Source organism: Brevundimonas sp. NPDC046655, from assembly GCF_044901625.1.
In the GTDB taxonomy this organism is placed as follows: Bacteria; Pseudomonadota; Alphaproteobacteria; order Caulobacterales; family Caulobacteraceae; genus Brevundimonas.
Genome location: NZ_JBJDPV010000002.1, coordinates 69,710 through 91,546, shown reverse-complemented (window position 1 = coordinate 91,546; position 21,837 = coordinate 69,710). Strand labels below are relative to the sequence as shown.

Annotated in this window: 20 protein-coding genes; 6 read left to right on the top strand and 14 right to left on the bottom strand. The window is 68.1% G+C overall.

What is annotated here, in order from left to right:
- Nucleotides 1–182: 182 nt before the first annotated feature.
- The 6 genes from ACI2KI_RS08160 to ACI2KI_RS08135 form a co-directional block, all read right to left on the bottom strand.
- Entirely contained in the window at nucleotides 183–1,388 is a 1,206-nt protein-coding gene (locus ACI2KI_RS08160; protein WP_404619120.1) for a DNA-packaging protein, read from the bottom strand.
- Nucleotides 1,327–1,764, bottom strand: coding sequence for a hypothetical protein (locus ACI2KI_RS08155; RefSeq protein ID WP_292084165.1), 438 nt, complete (start codon nucleotides 1,762–1,764; stop codon nucleotides 1,327–1,329). Before ACI2KI_RS08155 ends, ACI2KI_RS08160 begins: the two co-directional genes overlap by 62 nt.
- A 116-nt stretch (nucleotides 1,765–1,880) precedes the next feature.
- A complete protein-coding gene (locus tag ACI2KI_RS08150) occupies nucleotides 1,881–4,292 on the bottom strand; it encodes a PAS domain-containing protein (RefSeq protein WP_404619118.1) in 2,412 nt (803 codons plus the stop codon).
- A 54-nt stretch (nucleotides 4,293–4,346) separates the two neighbouring features.
- On the bottom strand, nucleotides 4,347–4,814 hold the full coding sequence (locus ACI2KI_RS08145) for a YcgN family cysteine cluster protein (RefSeq protein ID WP_404619116.1): 468 nt from the start codon (nucleotides 4,812–4,814) through the stop codon (nucleotides 4,347–4,349).
- 190 nt (nucleotides 4,815–5,004) lie between these two features.
- Entirely contained in the window at nucleotides 5,005–5,343 is a 339-nt protein-coding gene (locus tag ACI2KI_RS08140) for an SMR family transporter (protein WP_404619114.1), read from the bottom strand.
- Entirely contained in the window at nucleotides 5,340–5,933 is a 594-nt protein-coding gene (locus tag ACI2KI_RS08135) for a TetR/AcrR family transcriptional regulator (protein WP_404619112.1), read from the bottom strand. Before ACI2KI_RS08135 ends, ACI2KI_RS08140 begins: the two co-directional genes overlap by 4 nt.
- A gap of 108 nt (nucleotides 5,934–6,041) precedes the next feature.
- On the opposite strand from ACI2KI_RS08135, the gene ACI2KI_RS08130 reads away from it, so the two are divergent.
- Nucleotides 6,042–7,856 (top strand): ABC-F family ATP-binding cassette domain-containing protein, encoded by a 1,815-nt coding sequence (locus tag ACI2KI_RS08130; protein ID WP_404619110.1) that lies wholly within the window; start codon nucleotides 6,042–6,044, stop codon nucleotides 7,854–7,856.
- Nucleotides 7,857–7,917: 61 nt separating this feature from the next.
- Here the strand turns inward: ACI2KI_RS08130 and ACI2KI_RS08125 are convergent, their stop codons facing one another.
- The 4 genes from ACI2KI_RS08125 to ACI2KI_RS08110 all read right to left on the bottom strand — a co-directional run bounded on the left by ACI2KI_RS08125 (nucleotide 7,918) and on the right by ACI2KI_RS08110 (nucleotide 11,852).
- Entirely contained in the window at nucleotides 7,918–8,361 is a 444-nt protein-coding gene (locus ACI2KI_RS08125; protein WP_404619108.1) for an acetyltransferase, read from the bottom strand.
- 102 nt (nucleotides 8,362–8,463) lie between these two features.
- Nucleotides 8,464–9,840 carry a hypothetical protein gene (locus tag ACI2KI_RS08120; RefSeq protein ID WP_404619106.1) on the bottom strand — a complete coding sequence of 459 codons (1,377 nt, stop codon included), beginning with the start codon at nucleotides 9,838–9,840 and terminating at the stop codon, nucleotides 8,464–8,466.
- Between the two features lie 396 nt (nucleotides 9,841–10,236).
- Nucleotides 10,237–10,662 (bottom strand): hypothetical protein, encoded by a 426-nt coding sequence (locus ACI2KI_RS08115; protein ID WP_404619104.1) that lies wholly within the window; start codon nucleotides 10,660–10,662, stop codon nucleotides 10,237–10,239.
- Nucleotides 10,663–10,754: 92 nt separating this feature from the next.
- Nucleotides 10,755–11,852, bottom strand: coding sequence for a DUF5694 domain-containing protein (locus ACI2KI_RS08110; protein WP_404619102.1), 1,098 nt, complete (start codon nucleotides 11,850–11,852; stop codon nucleotides 10,755–10,757).
- Between the two features lie 788 nt (nucleotides 11,853–12,640).
- Here ACI2KI_RS08110 and ACI2KI_RS08105 point away from each other — a divergent pair.
- The 3 genes from ACI2KI_RS08105 (at nucleotide 12,641) to ACI2KI_RS08095 (ending at nucleotide 16,027) form a co-directional block, all read left to right on the top strand.
- Nucleotides 12,641–13,669 (top strand): ABC transporter substrate-binding protein, encoded by a 1,029-nt coding sequence (locus ACI2KI_RS08105; RefSeq protein WP_404619100.1) that lies wholly within the window; start codon nucleotides 12,641–12,643, stop codon nucleotides 13,667–13,669.
- A 73-nt stretch (nucleotides 13,670–13,742) separates the two neighbouring features.
- Nucleotides 13,743–14,912 carry a hypothetical protein gene (locus tag ACI2KI_RS08100; RefSeq protein WP_404619098.1) on the top strand — a complete coding sequence of 390 codons (1,170 nt, stop codon included), beginning with the start codon at nucleotides 13,743–13,745 and terminating at the stop codon, nucleotides 14,910–14,912.
- On the top strand, nucleotides 14,909–16,027 hold the full coding sequence (locus ACI2KI_RS08095; RefSeq protein ID WP_292084177.1) for a DUF2336 domain-containing protein: 1,119 nt from the start codon (nucleotides 14,909–14,911) through the stop codon (nucleotides 16,025–16,027). Before ACI2KI_RS08100 ends, ACI2KI_RS08095 begins: the two co-directional genes overlap by 4 nt.
- 232 nt (nucleotides 16,028–16,259) lie before the next feature.
- Here the strand turns inward: ACI2KI_RS08095 and ACI2KI_RS08090 are convergent, their stop codons facing one another.
- The 3 genes from ACI2KI_RS08090 to cysK form a co-directional block, all read right to left on the bottom strand.
- Nucleotides 16,260–16,688, bottom strand: a complete 429-nt coding sequence (locus ACI2KI_RS08090) for a MucR family transcriptional regulator (RefSeq protein ID WP_404619096.1) — start codon at nucleotides 16,686–16,688, stop codon at nucleotides 16,260–16,262.
- Between the two features lie 163 nt (nucleotides 16,689–16,851).
- Nucleotides 16,852–18,066, bottom strand: a complete 1,215-nt coding sequence (locus tag ACI2KI_RS08085) for a DUF2336 domain-containing protein (RefSeq protein WP_313472239.1) — start codon at nucleotides 18,064–18,066, stop codon at nucleotides 16,852–16,854.
- An 89-nt stretch (nucleotides 18,067–18,155) separates the two neighbouring features.
- Nucleotides 18,156–19,136, bottom strand: a complete 981-nt coding sequence (cysK, locus tag ACI2KI_RS08080; RefSeq protein ID WP_404619093.1) for a cysteine synthase A — start codon at nucleotides 19,134–19,136, stop codon at nucleotides 18,156–18,158.
- A gap of 138 nt (nucleotides 19,137–19,274) precedes the next feature.
- Between cysK and ACI2KI_RS08075 the strand changes: the two genes are divergently transcribed.
- Entirely contained in the window at nucleotides 19,275–20,339 is a 1,065-nt protein-coding gene (locus tag ACI2KI_RS08075) for an alpha/beta hydrolase (RefSeq protein ID WP_404619091.1), read from the top strand.
- Here the strand turns inward: ACI2KI_RS08075 and ACI2KI_RS08070 are convergent.
- On the bottom strand, nucleotides 20,275–20,754 hold the full coding sequence (locus tag ACI2KI_RS08070) for an Lrp/AsnC family transcriptional regulator (RefSeq protein ID WP_404619089.1): 480 nt from the start codon (nucleotides 20,752–20,754) through the stop codon (nucleotides 20,275–20,277). The two genes, ACI2KI_RS08075 and ACI2KI_RS08070, sit on opposite strands and share 65 nt — an antisense overlap.
- Nucleotides 20,755–20,841: 87 nt before the next feature.
- On the opposite strand from ACI2KI_RS08070, the gene ACI2KI_RS08065 reads away from it, so the two are divergent.
- Complete coding sequence (locus tag ACI2KI_RS08065) at nucleotides 20,842–21,747, top strand: DMT family transporter (protein WP_313472243.1); 906 nt, start codon at nucleotides 20,842–20,844, stop codon at nucleotides 21,745–21,747.
- Nucleotides 21,748–21,837 lie beyond the last annotated feature (90 nt).

Below are 21,837 nucleotides of genomic sequence, written 5' to 3'. Positions count from 1 at the left end.
ACTAACAGTGGTCGTAAGTCGTCCTAAGTGATCCCAAATGGCCCCCGAGAGCCTCTCTGACAGCGACCAAAGGCAGCGTTCAGAAATGAGATAACAATCTGAATTACCGTCCATTTTTGGGACACTAGGCAATTCATGATTCTTCAGGCCTTCCTGCTCCCACAAGGGGAGAAGGAAGACCGTCACAACGCCCGCAACCTCGGCTGCGTCTTCCCGGCCAGCAGCAGATGGGTCAGCGCCCACACCAGGGCGTCGGCCCGATCGGGACTCTTGGCCCCCGCCGCCTCGCTCCCTAGGGCCATCATCTCTTCTTCCAGCGCCGGAAACGCCCCGCAGTGGACCACCCGCCCCTGTTCGTAGAGCGCCGCCACCGGCTCGGCCCGCGCCTTCTTCGATCGGCTGGCGTGGACCAGCTTCACCTGCGCCGGACAGTCGGCCTGCCCCAGCAGGGTCCGCACCATCTCCCCGCCCTGATTGGCCTCGGCCAGCACCAGATCGGCCTCGAACTCCGCCGCCGTCTCGGCGACGCGCCGCGCCCATCCGGCGGGCGACAGACCCCGCGCCGAACGATCCGCCAGCACGTATCCGGTCTTGTCCTTCCTGCCCGCCACCACGATGCCGCAGGCGTCGCCGTGGGCGCTGGCCGGCGGGTCCACCGCCACCAACACCCGCTCGAACTTCGCCGGTCGGTTCCCCCGCGCCCGCGCCAGATCCTCGGCCCGGAACAGGGCGCCGTCGGCCTCGACGATCAGCCCCTCCATCTCCTGCGCCTCCAGCCGCGTCCCGGCGTAGAGGGCCTTCAGATGGCTCAGGAACCCCGGCGCCAGATTGTCGGTATTGGCCGCCGTCGCCAGCCGCGCCTTGACCACCCCCGGCTCGGCCAGCAACCGCCGCAGCGCCGCGATCGGCCGCGGCGTCGTGGTGATCGCCAGCTTGGGATCGCCCCCCAGCCGCAGCCCGAACCTCAGGTTCGACAGCGTCGCCTCCGCGTGCCGCCAGGCGCAGAACTCGTCCGCCCAGGCCGCATGAAACTGCGGCCCACGCAGACTGTCCGGGTCCTCCGCCGAGAAGGCGTAGGCCGCAGACCCTGACGGCCAGATCAGCCTTCGTCGCCCCGCCTCCCAGCGCGGCCGGTTGTCCCTCGCGGCTTGGGCCTTCAGCCCTGACGGTCCCTCGACCATGACCTCGCGCACGTCGTGCAGCGCCGGCCCGACCAGGGCGAAGGTCCAGTCCTTCTCCCGCGCCAGTTCATTCAGCCAGAACCCCCCGGCGAAGGTCTTGCCCGACCCCCGCCCGCCCAGCAGCACCCAGGTGCGCCAGTCGATGTCACGCGGCGCGATCTGTTCGTCGTTCAGCCTCGGCGTCGCCCGGATCCATGCCCGCAACACCCGGATCTTCTCCTCGCGCGGCAGCGCCTCGATCCAGTCCCGCAGCAAGGGACTTGCGCTCGAAAGCTGCGACGAGATGATCGACACGGGCGAAGAATTCGGCCTGGAGCCCGGCCAGTTCGGCGTCGCTGACATCACGATCGTCTTCGCTCATTTCATCCTCTTCGGGGGTCTTGCGGGCGGGCCGCGACCGCAGGGCCGCCACCGCCTTGGCCGTCCGCGCCAGAACGCCCACCGCTCGCGCCCGCTTCTCGGCCTCCGCCACGTCGAGCGGAGCCTCCGCGGCGGCGACCACGGCGATCGCCTCGTCGGTCAGGGCCTTCAGCCGGTCAAACACCGCCTCCAGCCACCCCGTTTCGTCCCTTTTTCCCGCCATGCCTGAACCATAGCCGACCAGCGTCCTCAGGCTGGCGAACAGCCGCCAGCACAGATCAATCCCGGGGTTTTTCAGGGTTTGGCTGCGGCGACTGCGACAGCCGCCGAGGGATGACGTCAGCTCGCCAGCGCCGCCGGATCGCCGCCCGCCAGCCAGTGGGCCAGCGCCCCGGCCAGCTCGGGGATCTGGATCGGCTTGGCCAGATGCCCGTCCATGCCCGAATCCAGGCAGCGCGCCACCTGGTCCGCCTGGACGTTGGCCGTCAGCGCAAGGATCGGCGTGCGATGCCCGCTCCCCGCCTGCATCCGTCGGATTTCCCGCGTCGCCGTCAGCCCGTCCATGACCGGCATGTGCACGTCCATCAGCACCAGGTCATAGGTCCCGGTCTGCATCGCCTGCACCGCCTCGGCGCCGTCGCAGACCGTATCGATCTCCAGCCCCAGTCCGCGCAGGATGGCGCTGACCAGTTCCCGGTTCCCCGGCGCGTCGTCGGCCATCAGGATGCGCCCGCCGGCCAGACCGCCCGGCGTCGGCATGTCTTCGTCACTGGCAAGCCGCCCGATCACGCCGCCCTGAATCAGAGGCGTCTCGAACCAGAAGGTCGCCCCCTCGCCCGGCTTGCTGTCGACGCCGATCTCGCCGCCCATGATCTCGATCAGCCGCCGCGAAATCGCCAGCCCCAGACCCGTGCCGCCATAGACCCGTGTCGTCGAAGCGTCGGCCTGCGAGAACCGCTCGAACAGGACCTCGATCTTCTCGGCCGGGATGCCGATGCCGGTGTCCGTCACCGCCACCCGCAGCCGCCAGCGCCCGTCGGGGTCTGGCGCTCCGCCGACCCGCAGCGTCACCCCGCCCTTGCCGGTGAACTTCACCGCATTGGACAGGAAGTTCAGCATCACCTGACGCAACCGTCCGGCGTCGCCGGTCAACACCTCGGGCATGGCGGCGTCAGCCACCACCTTCAGGCTCAGTCCCTTGGCCTGGCACTGTCCCTCGATGATGGCCGCCGCTCCATCGACCAGGGCCGCGACCTGGAAGGGCTCGGGGTCCATCTCGATCGCGTTGGCTTCCAGCTTGGAATAGTCGAGGATGTCGTTGATCACCCCCAGCAGGGCCTCCGACGCCGTGGCGATGCGCTCCACATAGGTCCGCTCTTCGGGAGGCAGGGCCTCCGATCCCTGCAACAGGCCCGAAAAGCCGATCACGCTGGTCAGGGGCGTGCGCAGTTCGTGGCTCATGTTGGCTAGGAATTCGCTCTTGGCCTGGGCGGCCTTCTCGGCCCGCTCCTTGGCCTCGATGACCTCGTCCTCCAGCAGTTTGCGCTGGGTCATGTCGCGGATCACCACCACCACGTCGTCGACCTGGCCGTTCTCGTCCTTCAAGGCCTTGAAGGTGCACTCGACCCAGATGGTGTGACCCTTGCGGTGCACGGCGCGGTGCTCCAGCCGTGTCGGCGTCCCGGTCTTCACCGCCTCGCCGATGGCCTTCAGCACCAGATGGCGGTCCTCCGGGTGAACATAGTCCGTCGACTGCCCGCTCATCTCCTCGAAGGTCCAGCCCAGCAGTTGCTGGATGGCCGGCGAGATATACTTGCTCGACCCGTCCATCTTCACGCGAGTGATGACGTCGCCGATGTTTTCAGCCAGCAGGCGATAGCGGCCTTCGTCGCGCCGGGACCGCGCCAGGACCTTCTCCTGCTCGGTGACGTCCTGAAAGACGCCGAACATGGCGACGACCCGCCCCGTCTCGTCGACCTCGGTCTCGGCGTGGGTCAGGATCCGCCGCTCTTCACCGTCCGGCCGAACGATATGCAGCTTGGCCATATAGCCCTCGCCGTCCTCCAGTCCCCGCTGGATCATCTCGGTCAGGGCCTGACGATCGCCTTCGACATAGAAGTCCAGCGCGCTGTCCAGATTCGGGTCGAAGCTGTCCCGATCGACCCCATGGATGCGATAGACCTCGTCCGACCACTCGACGACGCCGGTATTGCGCTCCAGCCGCCAGTGGCCGACGCCCGACATCTGCTCGACCAGCCGCAGGGTCTCCAGACGCTCGTCGCGGATGCGCGCGGCCTCGATGCCGGCGATGATGTCTTCGGCCATGCCGGCCAGCAGCCTGAGTTGCTCCTGCTCCCGATCGCTCGGCATCGGCAGGCTGTGGTCGTGCAGGACGCTCAGGGCGCCGATCGGCGCGCCATCCGGCCCGCACACGGTCGCGGCGGCGAAGAACCTCAGATTGGCGTGCCCCGTGACGATGGGGTGGCCGTTCACGCGCGGGTCCAGGGTCGTGTCGGGGATCACCAGCACCGCCCCGCGTCCCATCTCGGTCACCAGGGGCGCCAGGCTATTCTCCCGCGGCGTCCGCGTGGAGCAAAGACCGGCGTTGGAACGGATGACGGCCTCGGTCGGCGTCAGCAGGGTCACCACCGCCGCCCGGCAGTCGAACATCGTCGCCGCCAGATCGACCAGCCGGTGGAACGGCCCGGCCGGGGCGTCGAGCGCCTCGATGCTCTTGGTGGTGAATGACAAAGGCGACCCCTCCCGTAGCCTTCCTTCTCGCCGATACGGGCGAACGAAACGTTATCAGCCGGGGTTTTTCGACCCGCGTTCGACCATCCATTCCGGCGCCTCGAAGTCCAGGGCGTCCTCCTCGGTGGCCAGGGCCGTCTCGGAAATCGTCTGGCGGCGGATCGAGACCCCGGCGGTATGCACCGTCTCGGGATCGCCCGAGACCAGCGGATGCCACCAGGCCAGTCCCCGCCCCTCATGCACCCGGCGATAGGCGCACGACGGCGGCAGCCAGCGCAGCCCGCCGATCTTGCCGGGCGTCAGCTTGATGCAGTCCGGCACGTGCTCCTGGCGGTTGGCGTAGTCCGAGCAGGTGCAGCGGTCCGGATCGAACAGCTTGCAGTGCACCCGCGTCGGCACGATCTCGCCGGTGTTCTCGTCCTCGAAGCGAATGACGCAGCACAGGCCGCACCCGTCGCACAGGCTTTCCCACTCGGCGGCCGACATCTCCGTCAGCGGTGTTGTTTCCCAGAAGGGTTTCATGGGCGGGGCCTATACGCGGCCAAGGCCGATCTGTCGCCCTTCTCCCTCCCCTTTATGGGGAGGGTGGTCGCGCAGCGACCGGGTGGGGAGGGCGAGGTGAAGCAGACGCAGCGCTTGATCAGCGAAAACGCCCCCACCCGTCTGCCGCTTCGCGTCAGCCACCCTCCCCATGAAGGGGAGGGAGAATTACTCAGTGCGTCACGCTCTTCGAGAACAGGTTGATCACCACCACCCCGCCGACGATCATCACCAGACCGACCACCGCCGGCAGGTCCAGCTTCTGCTTGAACAGGAACAGGCCGATCACCGAGATCAGCACCACCCCCAGCCCGCTCCAGATGGCGTAGGCCAGCCCCACCGGCATCTGTTTCAGCGCGATGGTCAGCAGGTAGAAGGCCAGGCCGTAGCACAGCGCCAGCCCGACCGTCGGCCAGAGCCGGGTGAACTGCTGCGACTGCTGCAACAGGGTCGTGCCCAGCACCTCAAAACCGATGGCGCCCAGCAGGGCGGCCCAGGTGATCGGGTTCATTCCGCCGCCCCGGCGCCCGGCGCCTCGCGCAACTGGGTCCCCGGCGTCATGAAGGACAGCAGGGCCTTGCGCTGCTCGCGCGACACTGGGTGGGTGCCGAACACGTCCGACATCCACAGGCCGTCCGCCATCAGCCGCAGCATCAGAGCGTCGTCGGCGCCCACCGGGTCGGTCGGATCATCAGCCGTGATCTTCTCGATCCACATGGTCCAGCGGCGCGCCAGCGGCGTCCGCACGGCGCAGGCGGCCAGCACGGCCCGGCCGATGCTGACGTCGCGCGGCGTCACCGGATCATTGACCACCGTCCGCAGATAGGCCCGCGCATTGCGGCCATAGGGCTCGGGGTCCTTCGCCGCCTCGGCCAGCACCTCGTCCACCATCATCTGTCCCAGATGGTCGATCATCCCTTCCAGCAGGACCTGCTTGTTGGGGAAGTGGTGCAGCAAGGCTCCCTTGCTGAACGGCAGCCGCTCGACCACCGCGTCCAGGGTGAAGCCCAGCGCCCCCTTTTCGGCGGCCACCTCGATGGCCATGTCGATGATCTCGGCGCGAGTGGCCTGGGGCGAGCGGCGGCGGGTTTGTGCGTCCATCCGCCCCCAATACCGTCCAGACGGTATGTAATCAAGCGATGGCCTGTCGCACCCCCTTCGGTCTATAGGGACGGCCCTCCTTCCCGCTTTACCGGTCGCATCGTCTTCATGGCTGCACGTCCCCCCCTCGTCGCCCTCAAGGACGTCCGCCTGCAGGACGGCCAGCGCCCGCTGTTCGACGGGGTCGATCTGGCGGTCGAGCCGCGCAGTCGCGCCGCCGTGGTCGGCCGCAACGGGGCCGGCAAGTCGACCCTGATGAAGATCGTCATGGGCCTGATCGAGCCGGACAGCGGCGACCGCGCCGTCCAGGCCGGCACCCGCTTCGCCTATGTGGCCCAGGAGCCGGACATCACCGGCGACACGCTTCTGGACTACGCCGCCTCCGGCGGGGCCGAGCGCTGGACCGCGGAGAGCTGGCTGACCACCTTCGGCCTCAACCCCGAAAAACCCGCGCAGAACCTGTCCGGCGGCGAGACCCGCCGCGCCGCCCTGGCCAAAGCTTTTGCCGAGGAGCCCGACGTCCTGCTGCTGGACGAGCCGACCAACCACCTCGACATCCTGGCCATCGAACTGCTGGAGAACGAGCTGGTTCAGGCCCGCTTCGCCGTCCTGGTGGTCAGCCACGACCGCGCCTTCCTGAACAAGGTGACCAACACCGTCCACTGGCTGGACAACCGCCGCGTCCGCACCCTGAACAAGGGCTTCGACGCCTTCGACGACTGGGCCGCCAAGGTTCAGGAAGAAGAGGCCCTGGCCCTCGAGAAGCTGACCAAGACCATCGAGCGCGAGACCGAGACCTTCTATCGCTCCATCACCGCACGGCGCACCCGCAACGAGGGCCGCGCCCGCAACCTGGCCGCCCTGCGCGCCGAACGCGCCGAGAAGATGAAGGACGTCCCGCGCGGCCTCCATCTGGGGGTCGATTCCGGCGCGGTGTCCGGCAAGCTGGTGGCCGAGCTGAAGGGCGTGACCAAGGTCTTCGGCGACCGCACCATCTTCAGGAACCTGACCACCCGCGTCATGCGCGGCGACCGTCTGGCCATCGTCGGCCCCAACGGCGCGGGCAAGACCACCCTGGTCAAGACCCTGCTGGGCGAGCTGGCGCCCGACGAGGGGACCATCCGCCTCGGCGCCAATCTGGAACCCGTCTATCTGGATCAGTCGCGCGAGGGGCTGAAGTCGGACATGACCCTGTGGGACGCCCTGACGCCCGGCGGCGGCGACAGCATCATCGTGCGCGGCTTCTCCAAGCACGTCGCCGCCTACGCCAAGGACTTCCTGTTCCAGGAAAGCCAGCTGCGCCAGCCCATCTCGACCCTCTCGGGCGGCGAGCGCAACCGCCTGCTGCTGGCCCGCGCCCTGGCCAAGCCCGCCAACATGCTGGTCCTCGACGAACCGACCAACGACCTCGACATGGACACCCTCGACAAGCTGGAAGAGCTGCTCGAGGGCTATGACGGCACCCTGATCCTGGTCAGCCACGACCGCGACTTCGTCGACCGCCTGGCCACCTCGACCATCGCCATGAATGGGCGCGGCGACATCGTCGAGACCCCCGGCGGCTGGCAGGACTTCCTGCGCCAGAACCCCACCTTCCTCGCCCCGCCCCCGACCCACGCGGAGAGCGCCCCCGGGGCGCGTCGGGTCGAGAAGGCGGAGCCTTCTGACCGCGCCCCCAAAAAGACGGTGAAGCTGTCCTACAAGGACGCGCGGCGTCTGGAAGAGGTCGAAAAGCTGATGGAGACCCTGCCGGTCGAGATCGCCAGACAGGAGGCCATCCTCGCCGACCAGAGCCTCTACACCCGCGACCCCGCCGCCTTCGACCGCGCCATGAAGGCCGCCGACAAGGCGCGCGCCGACCTCGAAGCCGCCGAACTGGACTGGCTGGAGCTGGAAGAGAAGAAGGCCGCCCTGGCGGGGTGAGGCCGCGCCTTCGCCGCGAGCGGACGGGCTGGAGGTCAGCTAAGGGTGGAAAGCCAATCTCTCAGCTGTCGGCTCGGCGCCGAAGATGTATGAGCGGATAGGGCCTTCCCTGACCATCAAGAGCAGATCGCCCGATCTGTTCGAAGCCTAGATGTTCGTAGAAGCCGAGAGCCTTCGGATTCTGCTCGTTCACATCGACCGTCAGGTCTGGATGCGCGGCAAGAGCCTTATGAACAAGGGCTTTGCCAATACCTTTGCCATGTTGATCCGGGTCTGCAAAAAGCGCCTCAAGATGCCCTTCATGCAAGAACATGAAGCCGAGCGGCGCATCAGAACCATCAACGGCAAGAAGCAGGGACACCTGCGGGAAAAAGCCTAGAAGCTCAGCCTCGATGGCATCGCGGTCGCCTGTGGCAAGGAAGTCGTGGGTAGCGTCAACGGCCGCGCGCCAGATCTCCATAACGCAAGGCAGATCGGAAGGGATGGAAGGGCGAAAATCTAACATGCTCTGTCTTTTCCCGTACCAACATTCGTCCGCTAAGGGTGGAAGGCGGAAGTTGGGTTATGGAGAATCAAAAGGTGAGGGATGCCAAAACGGCGAAGCCCTCTAGTCGTTGTCATTGAGGTGCGCGATCCACTTTTCGATGCCGGCAGTATCGGTAATCAGTCCGGGCCAGACACGGGCCGGAACCGCAGGCTCGTTGTTGGCTCGAGAGCTCTCCCGATAGACCTTCATCGGTACGAAGGCGGTAGCGCGGCCGCTAGGCAGCGGAATGTAACGAATTTCATTGTACAGCGTGTCGGCGGAGGTTTCATGCCCCAACTGGACAGCACCCAAGGCGGTCAAAATGTCGACGGCATCCAGGCAGGCAGACGCGCAGCCGTAGTCCGTCAGGACGTATGTCTGGCCAGCGACCGGGTTTTCGAGGTCGGTTGACCTCGTCGACTTTCCCTCGTCCGTTTCATGGAAGAGACGATTACCGGCGTCCCTTGCGGCCTTCATCCCATCAATCAGGCGGTTCAGGTAGGCGAGCGTGTCGGGCTGGCCGTTGAACTGGTCGCGATAGCTTTCGAGCTTGGCTAAATTGTCGGACGAAGCGCGCCAGTCTATGCTGGTTGATCTCACAGCATGGGCATCGAAATAGTCGGCGCCCCATATCGTTTTCGCCAGGGTGCTTATCCAGGTCGAGGACCCGCCATTGTTGCCGCGAAGGTCGAAGACAAGAACGGGCGCAGCGCGTAGTTCGGCTACCCTTACCTCGGTGGCCGTGAGCAAGCTGGTCAGCTGCTGGCCCTCGGGCGTGCGCGGATCCGCGGTGAAGTTACCTAGCTCGATCCAAAGCCCGTGGGCCCAAGGCCTGATCGTCGTGGAGGCCGCGAACCTTTCGCCACCGGCGGCTGCGATCCCTGCGTCGCGGTCAACTGGAGCGAGGGGGCGCCAGGAAAGGGTTTGGCGCGTGGTGCGGCCATCTATCGTGAAGTCACATTGCTCGGGACGCCGGACATAGGGATTGCCCGCGTCGACCAAGGTCCAGACCGCATGGCTGACCCGGGTCGAGCGCAGGGACCAGCGGCCGACCTCACGTCCGATCATCTCATGTCCCAAGGCATCGGCGGGACGACCATCGCAGGCTACCAGAATCGAGCCTATCGGAGGGGCTACAGCGTCGCGGCTGAAGACAACCTCGTATCGATCTCCGCCAGGCGCTGAGCGAAGCCCAACCAAGAATCCGGGCCACTGAACAAGCGTCGGCTCCGGATTGTCCTTGATGTTTGTCAGCCCGAGGTGACCGTCGTCGAACGAGGACGCGTATTCGGTCAGAGCTGCACGCCAAGCGGAATAGCTGTCTGCGGTTTGGGCGCGATCAAGTGCGAGCGCCAATCCCGCTTCCAACGAGACATTGAAGGCCGGATTCGCAGCGTCGACGGGTCCAGGGTGGTTATCCGCAATCAGGTCGTGGAATGCTTGCGCATCTTCTCGCAAGGCTTGCCCCCAAGGAACCGCATGTGGCTCAACCTGTGCCGCCGCCCCCTCAGGCGCGGCAACGCAGAGGCCCAACAAGGCAGCTGTGATTGCATATCTCATGGAAGCTCCCCGAACTAAGCCGAGCGTGAGGCCTCAACGGGGTGTCAGCTAATTAAATATCGGTCATGCCAAGCCTCTGGGCGGGGGGCATGCCGGCACCTGTTCACTGGGCCAAGCATGCGCGCCTGAACGTCCGCAACGGGGCGAAAGCGGACTTCTCCTAGCCGTCACCCCGGACGGCCCGAAGGACCGATCCGGGGTCCAGGCGTTCAACGCAATGGCACGGGCGCAGAAACCACAGCCGTCTGGGTTCCGGGTTCGCTTCGCGCCCCGGAATGACGGCCCGAGATCAACTTACCGCCGCGCCATGGTCACGGCGCCGATCTGTCCGCCGATCGGCAGAAGGCGGACCCTCATGCTGGCCGCGCCGCTGAATCCGCCGCGCGTCCGGTCGGTCAGGGTGAAGATCATCCTGAAGCCGTCCTGGGCCATGACGACGACCAGCTTGCCGTCCCGGATGCGACATTCGGCGGGCTCGCCGTCGAGGACGCAGGTGAGCCGTCCATTGGCCTGAGCCGCGACCGTCAACGGAAAGTCGAGCTTCCGCCCCCCGTCCCTGGCCTTGAAGGTGATGCTGACGTCCTCACGCTCGGAAGGCGTGATCGCCAGCCTCCAGTCGCCGACCACCTCCCGGCTGGTGATGGGCGCTTGAGCCCAAGCCGCCCCGCCCATCACCGACGACAAAAACAGAGCCGCACCCGCCGCCTTCAGCCTCGCCATGACGCCCCCCGAGATTCTCCCCCGCCAGCATCGGACGCCCACGCTGAACTGACCCGTGAATTTTCAGCAAGATTCGGCAGGGGCCGCCCGCCTCAGCGCAGCACCTCGTTGACGTCCGCCAGGACCACGTCGTGCATCTGGTTCAGATAGGCCTCGTAGTAGCCCTTGTGCGAGGCGCCCACGAGGGTCAGCATCTTCACCCCCGGCTTCGCCCCCATGACGTCGCGCATGTTGGCGACCATACGCAGGTTCCGCGTCTCATAGGCCGCCAGATACATCCGGCCGAAGCCCTCGGGCGAGGGGTCCTTCTGGGCCGCGCCGAAGTCGCTCTCATAGGCCCGGCGCATCGCCTCGGCGCTGTTGTAGTAGCGATAGAGGTTCAGCAAACCGTCCGGCTGCGACAGCCCGGCCGTGACCGGCGCTTCCGCCGCCTTGCGCTCTTCGCTCGCCGGATTGTTCCAGACCTGACGGATGGCCCGGACGAAACCCTTGATGTCCGCCGGATAGCGGTCCGCCGAGTGGTCGTCGACGCTCCACACCCGCTCCAGCCCCAGCCGCGCGGCCAGGACGGCGGCGACGGAATCGCTCTCGTTGATGCTGTCGATCTGCTTGTTCAGCTGCGCCACCAGCTCAGCGTCCAACCCCTCGCCCTCGCGGCGCTCGGCCGGCGCCAGACGCAGCCACTGGACGAGGGCCGAGGTCGGCTCGCCCGCCGCCAGGAAGACCGCCGCCAGACGGCGACGCTGCTCGGGCGTCGGCGCCGCGGGCCATTCCGCCAGCAGCCGCTCGGCCTCGGCGTTGGCCGCCGGGACGTCCAGTCCAGTCTGCTGACCGGCGTGGTCGACGTCCGGGCAATAGTCGCCGATCGACTCGGCGTACCGCTGCGGATAGCGGCGCATGGCGTCGCATTGCAGGCCCGAGACGTTCTCGGTGGCGATCACCTCCGGCCCCCAGGCCGCCAGACGATCCAGCAGCGGCGCCAGCATCTCGGCCTTCACCGTATCGCCCATCTGGGCCAGGTGGGGCGAGCCCACCACCAGCACCTGATTGAGCGGCCCCGCGGGCGGCCCCTTCAGCTGGTCCGGGTGGAAGGCGGGGCGATAGGTCTGGGCGGCGGCGGCGGACGCCCCCGTCAGAGCCAGAACCGCGCCCAGGACCAGAAGACGGGCGGAAGAACGCGCAGTAATCACAGCTGACAACCTTGAAGGATCAAGAGCGCCGCCGACGACGGCTCAAGCGGGACCGTTAGACGAAGTCGTGTTCGCCGCCTCGTTAAATCCCGCTCATCTTCAAGATCCGCGCTTTCCTGTGGACCGTCGCAAACCCATGATCCTTGAGCGCGAATTCCGTCCGCCTACAGATATCCACAGACTTGTCCACCAGGGCCGGGGCGGTTCCGCACAGCCGGGCCGATCCGGGCGCTTGCCGGATAGCGGATTCCGCGAGAACGTCAACAGGCCAACGGGACACGGCGGCGCGGAAATCCAAGATCCAGCAATGGGTTAGAGGGCTTCAAGCGAACCGGTCCGGCTCTCTGACCCAGGGTCCCAAAGCCTCTTCGGAGGACGCGGAGACACCGAGGCAGGGCCACAGGCTCCCGATCCTTCAGCGCCTCGGCGCGGGGATCACGGAGAACCAGGCCGGGATCGAAGACGACGCGTCCCGACGACGCGCCCGACACGACCAGGGGCCGCCAGGAGACCAGCCGACGCCGCCGGGTTCGCCCGAAAGCGCCGCAGCGAAATCGGTTCGGACGCTCGCGTCCCTATGCGGATCTTCGTTTCGGAGAAAAGGCCAGGCCCTGACCCGAACGGCCAGGTCCAACCCGGACTTGGCGAGGGGACGTGATCGGGCTTCGGCCAGGGTCGCGTCCCCTCGCTCAATTCCGCTCGCTCAAAATCCCCTGGCCTGGTTCCAGTGTGCAGTGCGGCGCCGCCGACCTTTCCAAGTTCGCCGCCGCCGCCTAAACCATCCCTCAATGACCTTCGACCGACTCTCCCGCCGCAATCTGCTGCTGGGCGCCGCCGGCCTGACCGCCGTCAGCACCCTGTCCGCCTGTGGTCGCGCCGAGGCCCCGGTCGACGAATCCGGCCGGGTTCGCCTGCGCGTGGCCGCCGGGGGGCCGGTCACCGCCGCCCATGGCGGCTTTTATCAGGCCATCGCCACCGGGGCCTATGAGCGACGCGGCCTGAACGTCGAAATCCTGACCGGCGCCGCCGGGGCCGACGTCCCCGCCCTGCTGGCCGCCAGCGCGGTGGAACTGGCGATCGGCGTCGACAGCTTCGCCCCCATGCGGCTGATCGCCGACCGCGCCCCGGTCAAGGCCGTCGCCGCCTTCCTGCAGAAGGACCCCGTGGTCCTGATGGCCCGGCCCAACCAGCCGCTGGAGACCCTGTCGGCCCTGCGCGACCGCCCCATCCTGATGAGCCCCGCCGACCAGGCCGGATTCTGGAACTGGCTGCGGACCCGCTTCGAACTGGCGTCCGATCAGGTCCGCCCCGGCACGCCGGAGGACAACCTCAAGGCCTTCCGCGACGACCCGAAATCAGTTCTGGTCGGCCGACTGACGACGGGCGATCCCGCCATGATCGCGCGCGAGGCCGGGTTCCAGCCGCGCGTCCTGATCCCGGCCGACGACGGCTATCCCTCCTACGCCGGCCTGGTTCTGGCCCCCAACGCCTTCGCCCGCGACAACGCCCGGGCCCTGCGCGACTTCATCGCCGCCTCGGTCGAGGGCTGGCGCGACTATGTCCACGGCGACGGGTCCAAGGGCGACGCCCTGATCCGCCGCGCCAACCCCGAGCTGAACCAGCGGCTGCTCAACGCCGTGCGCGACAGCCTGCGCACCGAGGCCGTGGTCGACGGCGGCGACGCGGCCCTCTACGGCCTGGCGACCATGACCCCCGACCGCTGGCAGGCCTTCGCCGAACAGACCGAGGCCGCCTACCCCTCGCCCCCTGACTGGCGCGAGGCCTTCACCACCCAGTACCTGCCCGGTCGCGGCTAGGCGCGTTAGCAGCGGATTAAGTCGTGCGCGCCTAATCTGCCGACTGAACGCCGACCGCAGCAGGAGGCCGTCCGTGCGACGCCCGCCGATCACCGCCATCCTGACCGCCGGGGCCTGCGCCCTGGGTCTGGCCGCGCCCGCCGCGGCCCAGACGCCTGCGCCCCAGTCTGCTGCGCCCTCCAGCGCCAACGCCGCCGGTCTGCGCTACCTGTCCTGGCCCGGTCGCACCTACCGCCCCGCCACGGTCGCCCCGTCGCCCGAGGCCGCCGAAGCCGCGCCCGTCGTCGCCGCATCCACGCCCGGCCGTTCGCCCATCATTCCCCACGGGGGCCATCCCGCCGCTGCGCCCGCCCCGAGCGCCGCTTCGCGTCAGGGCCTGACGCCCGCCAGCGCCTGGATCGGATCACAGGCCCCTGCCTACGCCCCGCAACCAGCCCCTGCCTTCGACGGCGCCGCCCAGGCGCCCATGGTCCGCCCCTACGTCACCGCGACGCCCGCGCCTGCCCCTGCCGTCGCGCCCTGGAGTCACGGCCGCGTTGCCGCCGCCGCCCCGCCCCGCCCCGAGACCGCCCCGGCCCCGGCTCCAGTTCCGGAGCCCGCTCGCGCCGCGCACATGACGCAGGGCGGCTATTTCGCGGAAACCGCCGAGCCCTCGCCGCCGACCGCGCATCCAGCCACGCCGGTCGTTTCACAGCCTGCCCCCATCGCCGCGCCGCCCGAGCCGCGCGACCGGACGCCGACGCCCGCGCCCGTCGGGGTCGCGCCCCCGGCTACGGCTCCTGCCCCGGTTGCTGCCATGGCCGCCGCTCCGGCCCCTGCGGTCGAAGCTCCCGCAGTCGATCGCCCTGCGGACGCCGTCGCGCCCGATCCCATGGCGCCGCGCCGCGACGCTCCGATCTTCCGTCTGCAAAGACCGGCGCCCGTCGCCAGCGAAGCCCAAGCGTCCGGCGCCCCTGTTCAGGGTCTGGCGCAAGCTCAGCCGCAGGCTCAACCGGCCCCGGCCGCCGACGGCTCCGCGGCCCAGGGCGGCGCCCGCTATTATTCGGTCCACCGCCAGGCCGGACGCCAGCCCGACGCCACCCCCCTGCCCCCGCCGGTCTATCTGGACGCCCTGCCGGTGGAACTGAGCTCCACGCCCGCCTCGACCGACCTGGCCGAACCGCCCGCCGCCCCCAATCTGATCCGCAACGCGAACGGCCGTCTCCAGGCCCTGCCCGCCAACGAAGACCCGATCCTGCCATGAGCGACGGCGCCGCCCTGCCCCCGGCTACTGACGCCGACTCGCGTCTGCCCGACCTGATCGCCCTCGCCAAGGAGCCCTCCAGCGAGAAGCGACGCGCCCTGCTGCGCGAACTGACCGACACCTTCTTCGGCGCCGCCGAGCGCACCGAGGCCGAAACCGCCCTCTATGGCGCGGTGTTCAGCGACCTGACCGACGCCATGGAGGTCGCGGTCCGGGCCGAACTGGCCGAGCGTTTCGCCGCCGCGCCGGACGCCCCGCGCCAACTGATCCGCCGCCTCGCCAACGACGAGGCGGAGTCCGTGGCCCATCCGGTGCTGCGCGCCTCGCCGGTCCTGACCGAGGCCGACTTGATCCACGTCATCCGCTCGCGCGGCCAGGGTCATATCCGCGCCGTCAGCCAGCGCGCCTCGGTGTCCGAGGCTGTGTCCGACGCCATTGTCGAACGCGGCGACGACGAGACGCTTGGCGTCCTGCTGGGCAACGACGGCGCCCAGATGTCGCGCGCCGCCTGCGAGGCCGCCGTCGAGCGCGCCCGCGCCAACCCGGCCCTGCACGCCCCCACGGTCGAGCGCGCCAGCCTGCCGGCCGACCTGCTCAACGAGATGTATTTCGAGGTCGAGGCCCGCCTGCGTCAGCGCATTCTGGAACAGAACGCCCGCATGGATCCGGCCCTGCTCGAAAGCGCCCTGGCCGCCGGACGCACCCGCGTCGCCACCGACGACGGCGCCCTGCCGCCCGACTACGCCGAGAGCCTGGCCTATGTCGAGGAACTGAACGTCGCCAGCCAGCTGACCCCGCCGGTCCTGGCCCGCTTCCTGCGCTCGGGCAGCCGGACCTCCTTCCTGATCGCCCTGTCGCAACTGGCCGACATCGACTTCCACACCGCCCGCCAGATCGTCGAGCGGCGCGAACTGGACGCCCTGGCCGTGGTCTGCAAGGCCGCCGACCTGGATCGCGCCCTGTTCCTGACCTACGCCGTGGTCCTGCTCAACACCGACGGCGACGCCATGGGCAAGGCTCGCGCCTACGCCGGCATGTACAACGACCTGACCGTCGAGGCCGCCCAGCGCACCTTGCGCTTCTGGCGCATGCGCAAGGCCATGCACGCGGCGTAAACAACAACGCAACGCCTCTCCCTCCCCTTCATGGGGAAGGTGGTCGCGCAGCGACCGGGTGGGGAGGGCGTGGCGATATCGAACGCAGGGCCTGACTTGCCGAAGCGCCCCCACCCGTCTGACGCTTCGCGTCAGCCACCCTCCCCCAAGTGGGAGGGAGAAACGGCGCAAAACAAAACGCCCGCCCTCCTTTCGGAGAACGGGCGCTGCATCCAACCTGAAAGGTCGGGTCTTACTTCTTGGCGCGGGTGGCGCGGGCCGGTTTGCGGCCGCCCTGGCCCAGGCCCATCTGCTTGGCCAGGTCCGAGCGGGCCTTGGCGTAGTTCGGGGCGACCATGGGATAGTCCTTGGCCAGGCCCCACTTCGCCCGGTATTCCTCGGGGCTCATGTTGTATTTGGTGCGCAGGTGGCGCTTCAGCGACTTGAACTTGCGGCCGTCTTCCAGGCAGATCAGGAAGTCGGGCGTAATCGACTTGCGCACCGGAACCGCCGGTTCCTTGGGCTCGGGCTCGACTTCCACCGGCGCCGAAGACACGCCGGCCAGGGCCGCGTGAATCTGGGCGATCAGGCCGGGCACAGCGTCAGCCGAGACGGTGTTGTTGCTGACATAGGCCGACACGATGTCCGCCGTCATTTCCAGCAGTTCGGGTTTTTCTTCCATGGGGGTCGCCTGTTGCAGGAGCCAAACACGTTCGACTGATCAATCCCGACCCGTCGGAGGTTGGTTTCATACGTATGTTTGTCGAATATGGCAATGCAAGCTTAGAACCGCGTCCTGCAGGCGCATTCTTCTACTCATCTGCACTGAATTCAGTCGTCGCGCTTCAGCGACCGAAGTTATCTGCAAGCGCCAGCATCGCCGCGCGCTCGGGCGCGGAGTATTCGTCGATCAGTTCTTCGTCGCCCTCGCGGATCGCCCGAAGCAGGGCCGGCGTCAGGGCCGAGGACAAAGACCAGTTCCAGTAACGCAGCACCGTCTGGGCCCGGTCGACCGCCAGCATCTCATAGGTGATCTGCACCCGCTCCCAGTCCGGATGGACCTCGCCGTCAGCCGTCAGTTCGGGCCGGCGCATGGCGCGCCACAGGGTCTGCAGGTCCAGCCGGGACAGGCCGGTGGCCTTGCACAGGATGGCCAGGGGCTCGCCCCCGGCGTCGCCCATGATCTTGGCCGAGGTCAGGGGCTTGACGCCCGACAGATAGCCGATCTCTCCGACCAGTTCGCGCGTCATGCCCTGCCCCGCGGCGGCGACGGCGGCTTCCAGACCGCTGTACGGGCTCTTGTCGATGGCGGCGCGATTGCGTTGCCGTCGCTCGATGAACTGCAGGGCCTTGCGCGTCACCGGGTCGGACCAGCCTTCGGCGGCGGCCACGGCGAACAGGTCCTCGACGCTGTCCTGCAGGACCTCGCGCGACACCGCGAAGCGCTGCAGCACGATGCGGCGTTCCTCGGCCCCGCACCACCAGAACATGACATAGGCCCCCGACGGCCGCAGTTCAGGGCGCTTCAACAGCGACGCGCACAGGGCGCGGCTCTGACGGCTCAGGGCGACCACGCCCTCGATGGCGACCTGGGCCAGACGGGCCGAATTGTTCTTCAGCACCGCCTCGACGACGGCGTCTTCGCCGAAGCTCAGCAGAGTTTCGGTGACCACTTCCGACAGGCCGCGTCGCTCGGCGATCAGCAACCGATGCTCGATCCCGGCGTCGCGGGCGCAGCCGATCAGGTCGACGTCGGTCAGGGAGGCGCACTGCTCGATCAGGGGGGCCGCCACAGACGGCTCGTCGCGCAGCAGCAACCGCGCCAGACTGTCCGGCAGCTCCGCCAGGGGCGCCAGACGCACGGCCACGCGGCGTCGCTCATCGACCGGGGCCAGGCGCAGCATCTCGACCAGCAGGTCGCCCGTCACCGCCCGCTCAAAGGCGTTGATCCGACTGGCGGGCAGACAGACGACATCGGCCAGCCGCCGCAGCAGCGTCTGGCGCGCTTTCGACGGCCCGGTCGGGGCGTCGGCGTCGGAACTGACAGCCGGAATCGACATGGCTTCTACCCTAAGGCGAGCCGGTTAACCGCGCGTGAGGGGCAAGAACTCTCCCTCCCCTTCATGGGGAGGGCATAAAGCGGCCTGCCCTACAGCCCCTCGAACAGGGCCGTGGACAGGTAGCGCTCGGCGAAGCTGGGGATGATGGCGACGATGGTCTTGCCCGCGTTCTCGTCCCGCGCCGCCAGTCGGAAGGCCGCCGTCAGGGCCGCGCCCGAGCTGATGCCGACAGGAACCCCTTCGACGCGCGCCACCTTGCGGGCCATGTCGAAGGCGTCCTCGTTGGAGACCTGCTCGACGCCGTCGATCACGGCGCGGTCGACGATGGACGGAATGAAGCCGGCGCCGATGCCCTGGATCTTGTGCGGGCCCGGCGCGCCGCCCGACAGGACCGGCGAGGCGGTCGGCTCGACCGCGATCATCTGCACCGAGGCCTTCTTGGCCTTCAGGGCATGGCCAACGCCGGTGATGGTGCCGCCGGTGCCGACGCCGGCGACGACGATGTCCACTGCACCCGCCGTGTCGTTCCAGATCTCCTCGGCCGTGGTGACCTCATGGATGACCGGGTTGGCGGGGTTTTCGAACTGCGAGGGGCTGACGGCGCCGGGCGTGCGGGCCAGCAGGTCCTGCGACATGGCGATGGCGCCCTTCATCCCCTGCTCGGCGGGGGTCAGCACCAGCTCGGCGCCCAACAGGGCCAGCATCTTGCGGCGCTCGATCGACATGCTCTCGGGCATGACCAGGATCAGCTTGTAGCCCTTGGAAGCGGCGACGAAGGCCAGGGCGATGCCGGTGTTGCCGCTGGTCGGCTCGATCAGCACCGAGCCGGGCTTGATCTGACCCGCCTGCTCCAGCGCCTCGACCATGGCCACGCCGATGCGGTCCTTGACCGAGGCGATCGGGTTGAAGAACTCCAGCTTGGCCAGCACCGTGGCCTTGGGCTGATGCTCCGCCGTCAGGTTGGGCAGCCGAACCAGGGGCGTGTCGCCGATGGTGTCGATGATGCTGTCATAGACCCGGCCGCGCCCGGCCTTCTTGTGGCGGCTGGCGTCATAGGCGGTGTCGGACATGGGGAGGGCTCCGTTCGGCGGTTTCAGCCTAAGTGACAGCCCTTATACGCCCGAGGCAAGATCGCGCCGCACAGGAATTCTAAGCCCTGCCTTAGACGAAGCGCGGATGCTAGAATGGAGCGTCACGGAGATGCCGCCATGAAGCGTCTGGTTCTGTCGATTCTTGTAATCCTCGGACTGCTGGCGGCGGGTGGAGCCGCAGCCTTCCGCTTCAGCCCCTGGCCCTCGGCGCTCCTGGTGCGTCAGGCTTTCGACAAGGATTCGGCTCGCACCAACGCCGCCCTGGCCGAACGGGTCCCGGCAGGGGTCCGCTCGCAGCTGGACCTGACCTATGATCCGGCTGACCGGAACGGACGGCTGGACCTCTACCTCCCCCCGGCGGGCGCCGCGCCGGACGGCCCCTTGCCCATCGTCGTCTGGGTCCACGGCGGGGGCTGGGTGTCGGGCGACAAGGGTCAGATCGGCAACTACCTGAAGATCCTGGCCGCGCGCGGCTTCGCCACCGTCAGCGTCGACTACACCATCGCCCCCGAAGCGCGTTACCCGACCCCGGTGCGTCAGGTGAACGCCGCCCTGGGCTGGCTGGACGCCAACGCCGAGACCCTGGGCATAGACCGCAACCGCATCTTCCTGGCGGGCGATTCCGCCGGCTCTCAGATCGCCGCCCAGGTCGCCAACCTGACCGTCGATCCGGCCTATGCTCGCCTGACAGGAATCAAGCCCAGCCTGACGCCGAAGCAGTTGCGCGGCGTCGTCCTGCATTGCGGGGCTTATGATGCGGCGCTCGTCGACATGGACGGGCCGATGGCCGGCTTCATCCGCACCGTGGTCTGGGCCTACCTGGGCCGTCGCGACTTTCAGGATGATCCGCGCGTCGGCGAGATGTCGGTCATCCGTCACCTCAGCCCGGCCTTTCCGCCCATCTTCATCTCGGGCGGCAACGCCGACCCCCTGACGCCCCAGTCATCGCGTCTGGCCGAAGTCGCCAGGGACAGGGGCGTAGCCGTCGACACCCTCTTCTATCCCGCCGATCATCAACCCGCCCTGGCGCACGAGTATCAGTTCAACCTCGACCTGGCCGACGCCCGCACCGCCCTGGACCGCAGCGTCGCCTTCCTCAACCGCCACGCGGCGCCCCTCAACCCAGCCCCCGCCGCGCCGGGTCAAAGGGCAGAACCTCGCGGATCGAGATCAGGGTCTTGAAGGCCCGCACCCGGGCATCATCGTTCAGCACCTCACGCGTGAAGACCTCATAGGCCTCCATGGTCGGCACGCGGACATAGAGGACGAAGTCGGTCTCGCCGGTCACGTACCAGGCGGCCTGGACCTCGGGTCGGGCGGTCAGGCTCTCGATCAGGGCGTCCAGCACCCCTGTGCCCTCGCGTTCCATCTCGACCAGGACGTGCATGGTCAGGGCGCGCTCCAGTCGGCCTTCGTCGATCACCGCAACGTCGGCGACGATGACGCCGTCCTCACGCAGACGGCGCAGGCGGCGCGACACCGCCGATTCCGACAGCCCCACCTTGTCCGCCAGAATGCGCGCGGGCTGCAGATTGTCGCGCCGGACCAGATCCAGCAGCCTTCGGTCGAATTCGTCCAGTGTGACGGTTTCGTGCACCTGCCCTCACTCTAACGCTGTTTTCTTGCATTCTATCAGCAGATTTCAGCGAGAAACACAGACAGCTTTTCATTAGGTTCCCGGCCGATGTCCTCCCTGAGCCTTCACCTGAATTCGCCGCGCCTTTCGGCCGCCCTGCCCTATCTCGCTTTGGTCGGCGGGATGGTGTCGCTGGCGGTCGGGACCTCCTTCGCCAAGGGCTTGTTTCCGCTCGTCGGCGCCGAGGGGACGGCGGCCCTGCGCGTCGGCCTGTCGGCCCTGGTCCTGATGGCGATCTGGCGGCCATGGCGGTTCCGCCTGACTCGCGCCGACGCCGGTCGAGTGCTGTTGTACGGCCTGGTCCTGGGCCTGATGAACCTCAGCTTCTACATGGCGCTGCGCACCATTCCGCTCGGCCTGGCCATCGCCATTGAGTTCGCAGGCCCGCTGACCCTGGCCCTGATCCATTCGCGCAAGGTCGTGCATTTCCTGCTGGTCGGCCTGGCCGTCAGCGGTCTGGCCATGCTGCTGCCGATCTGGAGCGGGATCGAGGGGCTGGACCCGGTCGGGGTCGCCTACGCCGCCTTTGCCGGCCTGTGCTGGGCCCTCTACATTGTCTTCGGCAAGCGGCTGTCGCACATGCACGCCGGTCAGTCGGTGGCGCTCGGCATGAGCACCGCCGCCCTGGTCATCCTGCCCTTCGGCGCCTCTGCGGCGGGCCTGGCCCTGTTGGCGCCCGCGGTCCTGCTGATGGGTCTGGGCGTCGCCCTGGTGTCCAGCGCCCTGCCCTATTCGCTGGAGATGATCGCCCTGCGCCACATCCCCAAGCGCACCTTCGGGGTCCTGCTCAGCGTCGAACCGGCCATCGGCGCCATGGCGGGAATGGTGCTGCTGCATGAACAGCTCAGCTCTCTTCAGTGGCTGGCCATCGGCTGCATCGTGGCCGCCTCGATCGGCGCCGTCCTGACCGCTCCAAGGGGCCAGGCTCCGGCCGAGCCCGGCGCGCCCGCCTGACGCCCCGACGTCCATGAAGACTCTGCTCGCCTGCCTGCGCAGCCCTCTAGGCAACATCGCCGTCGGGCTGATCTTCGGCCTGATCCTCGC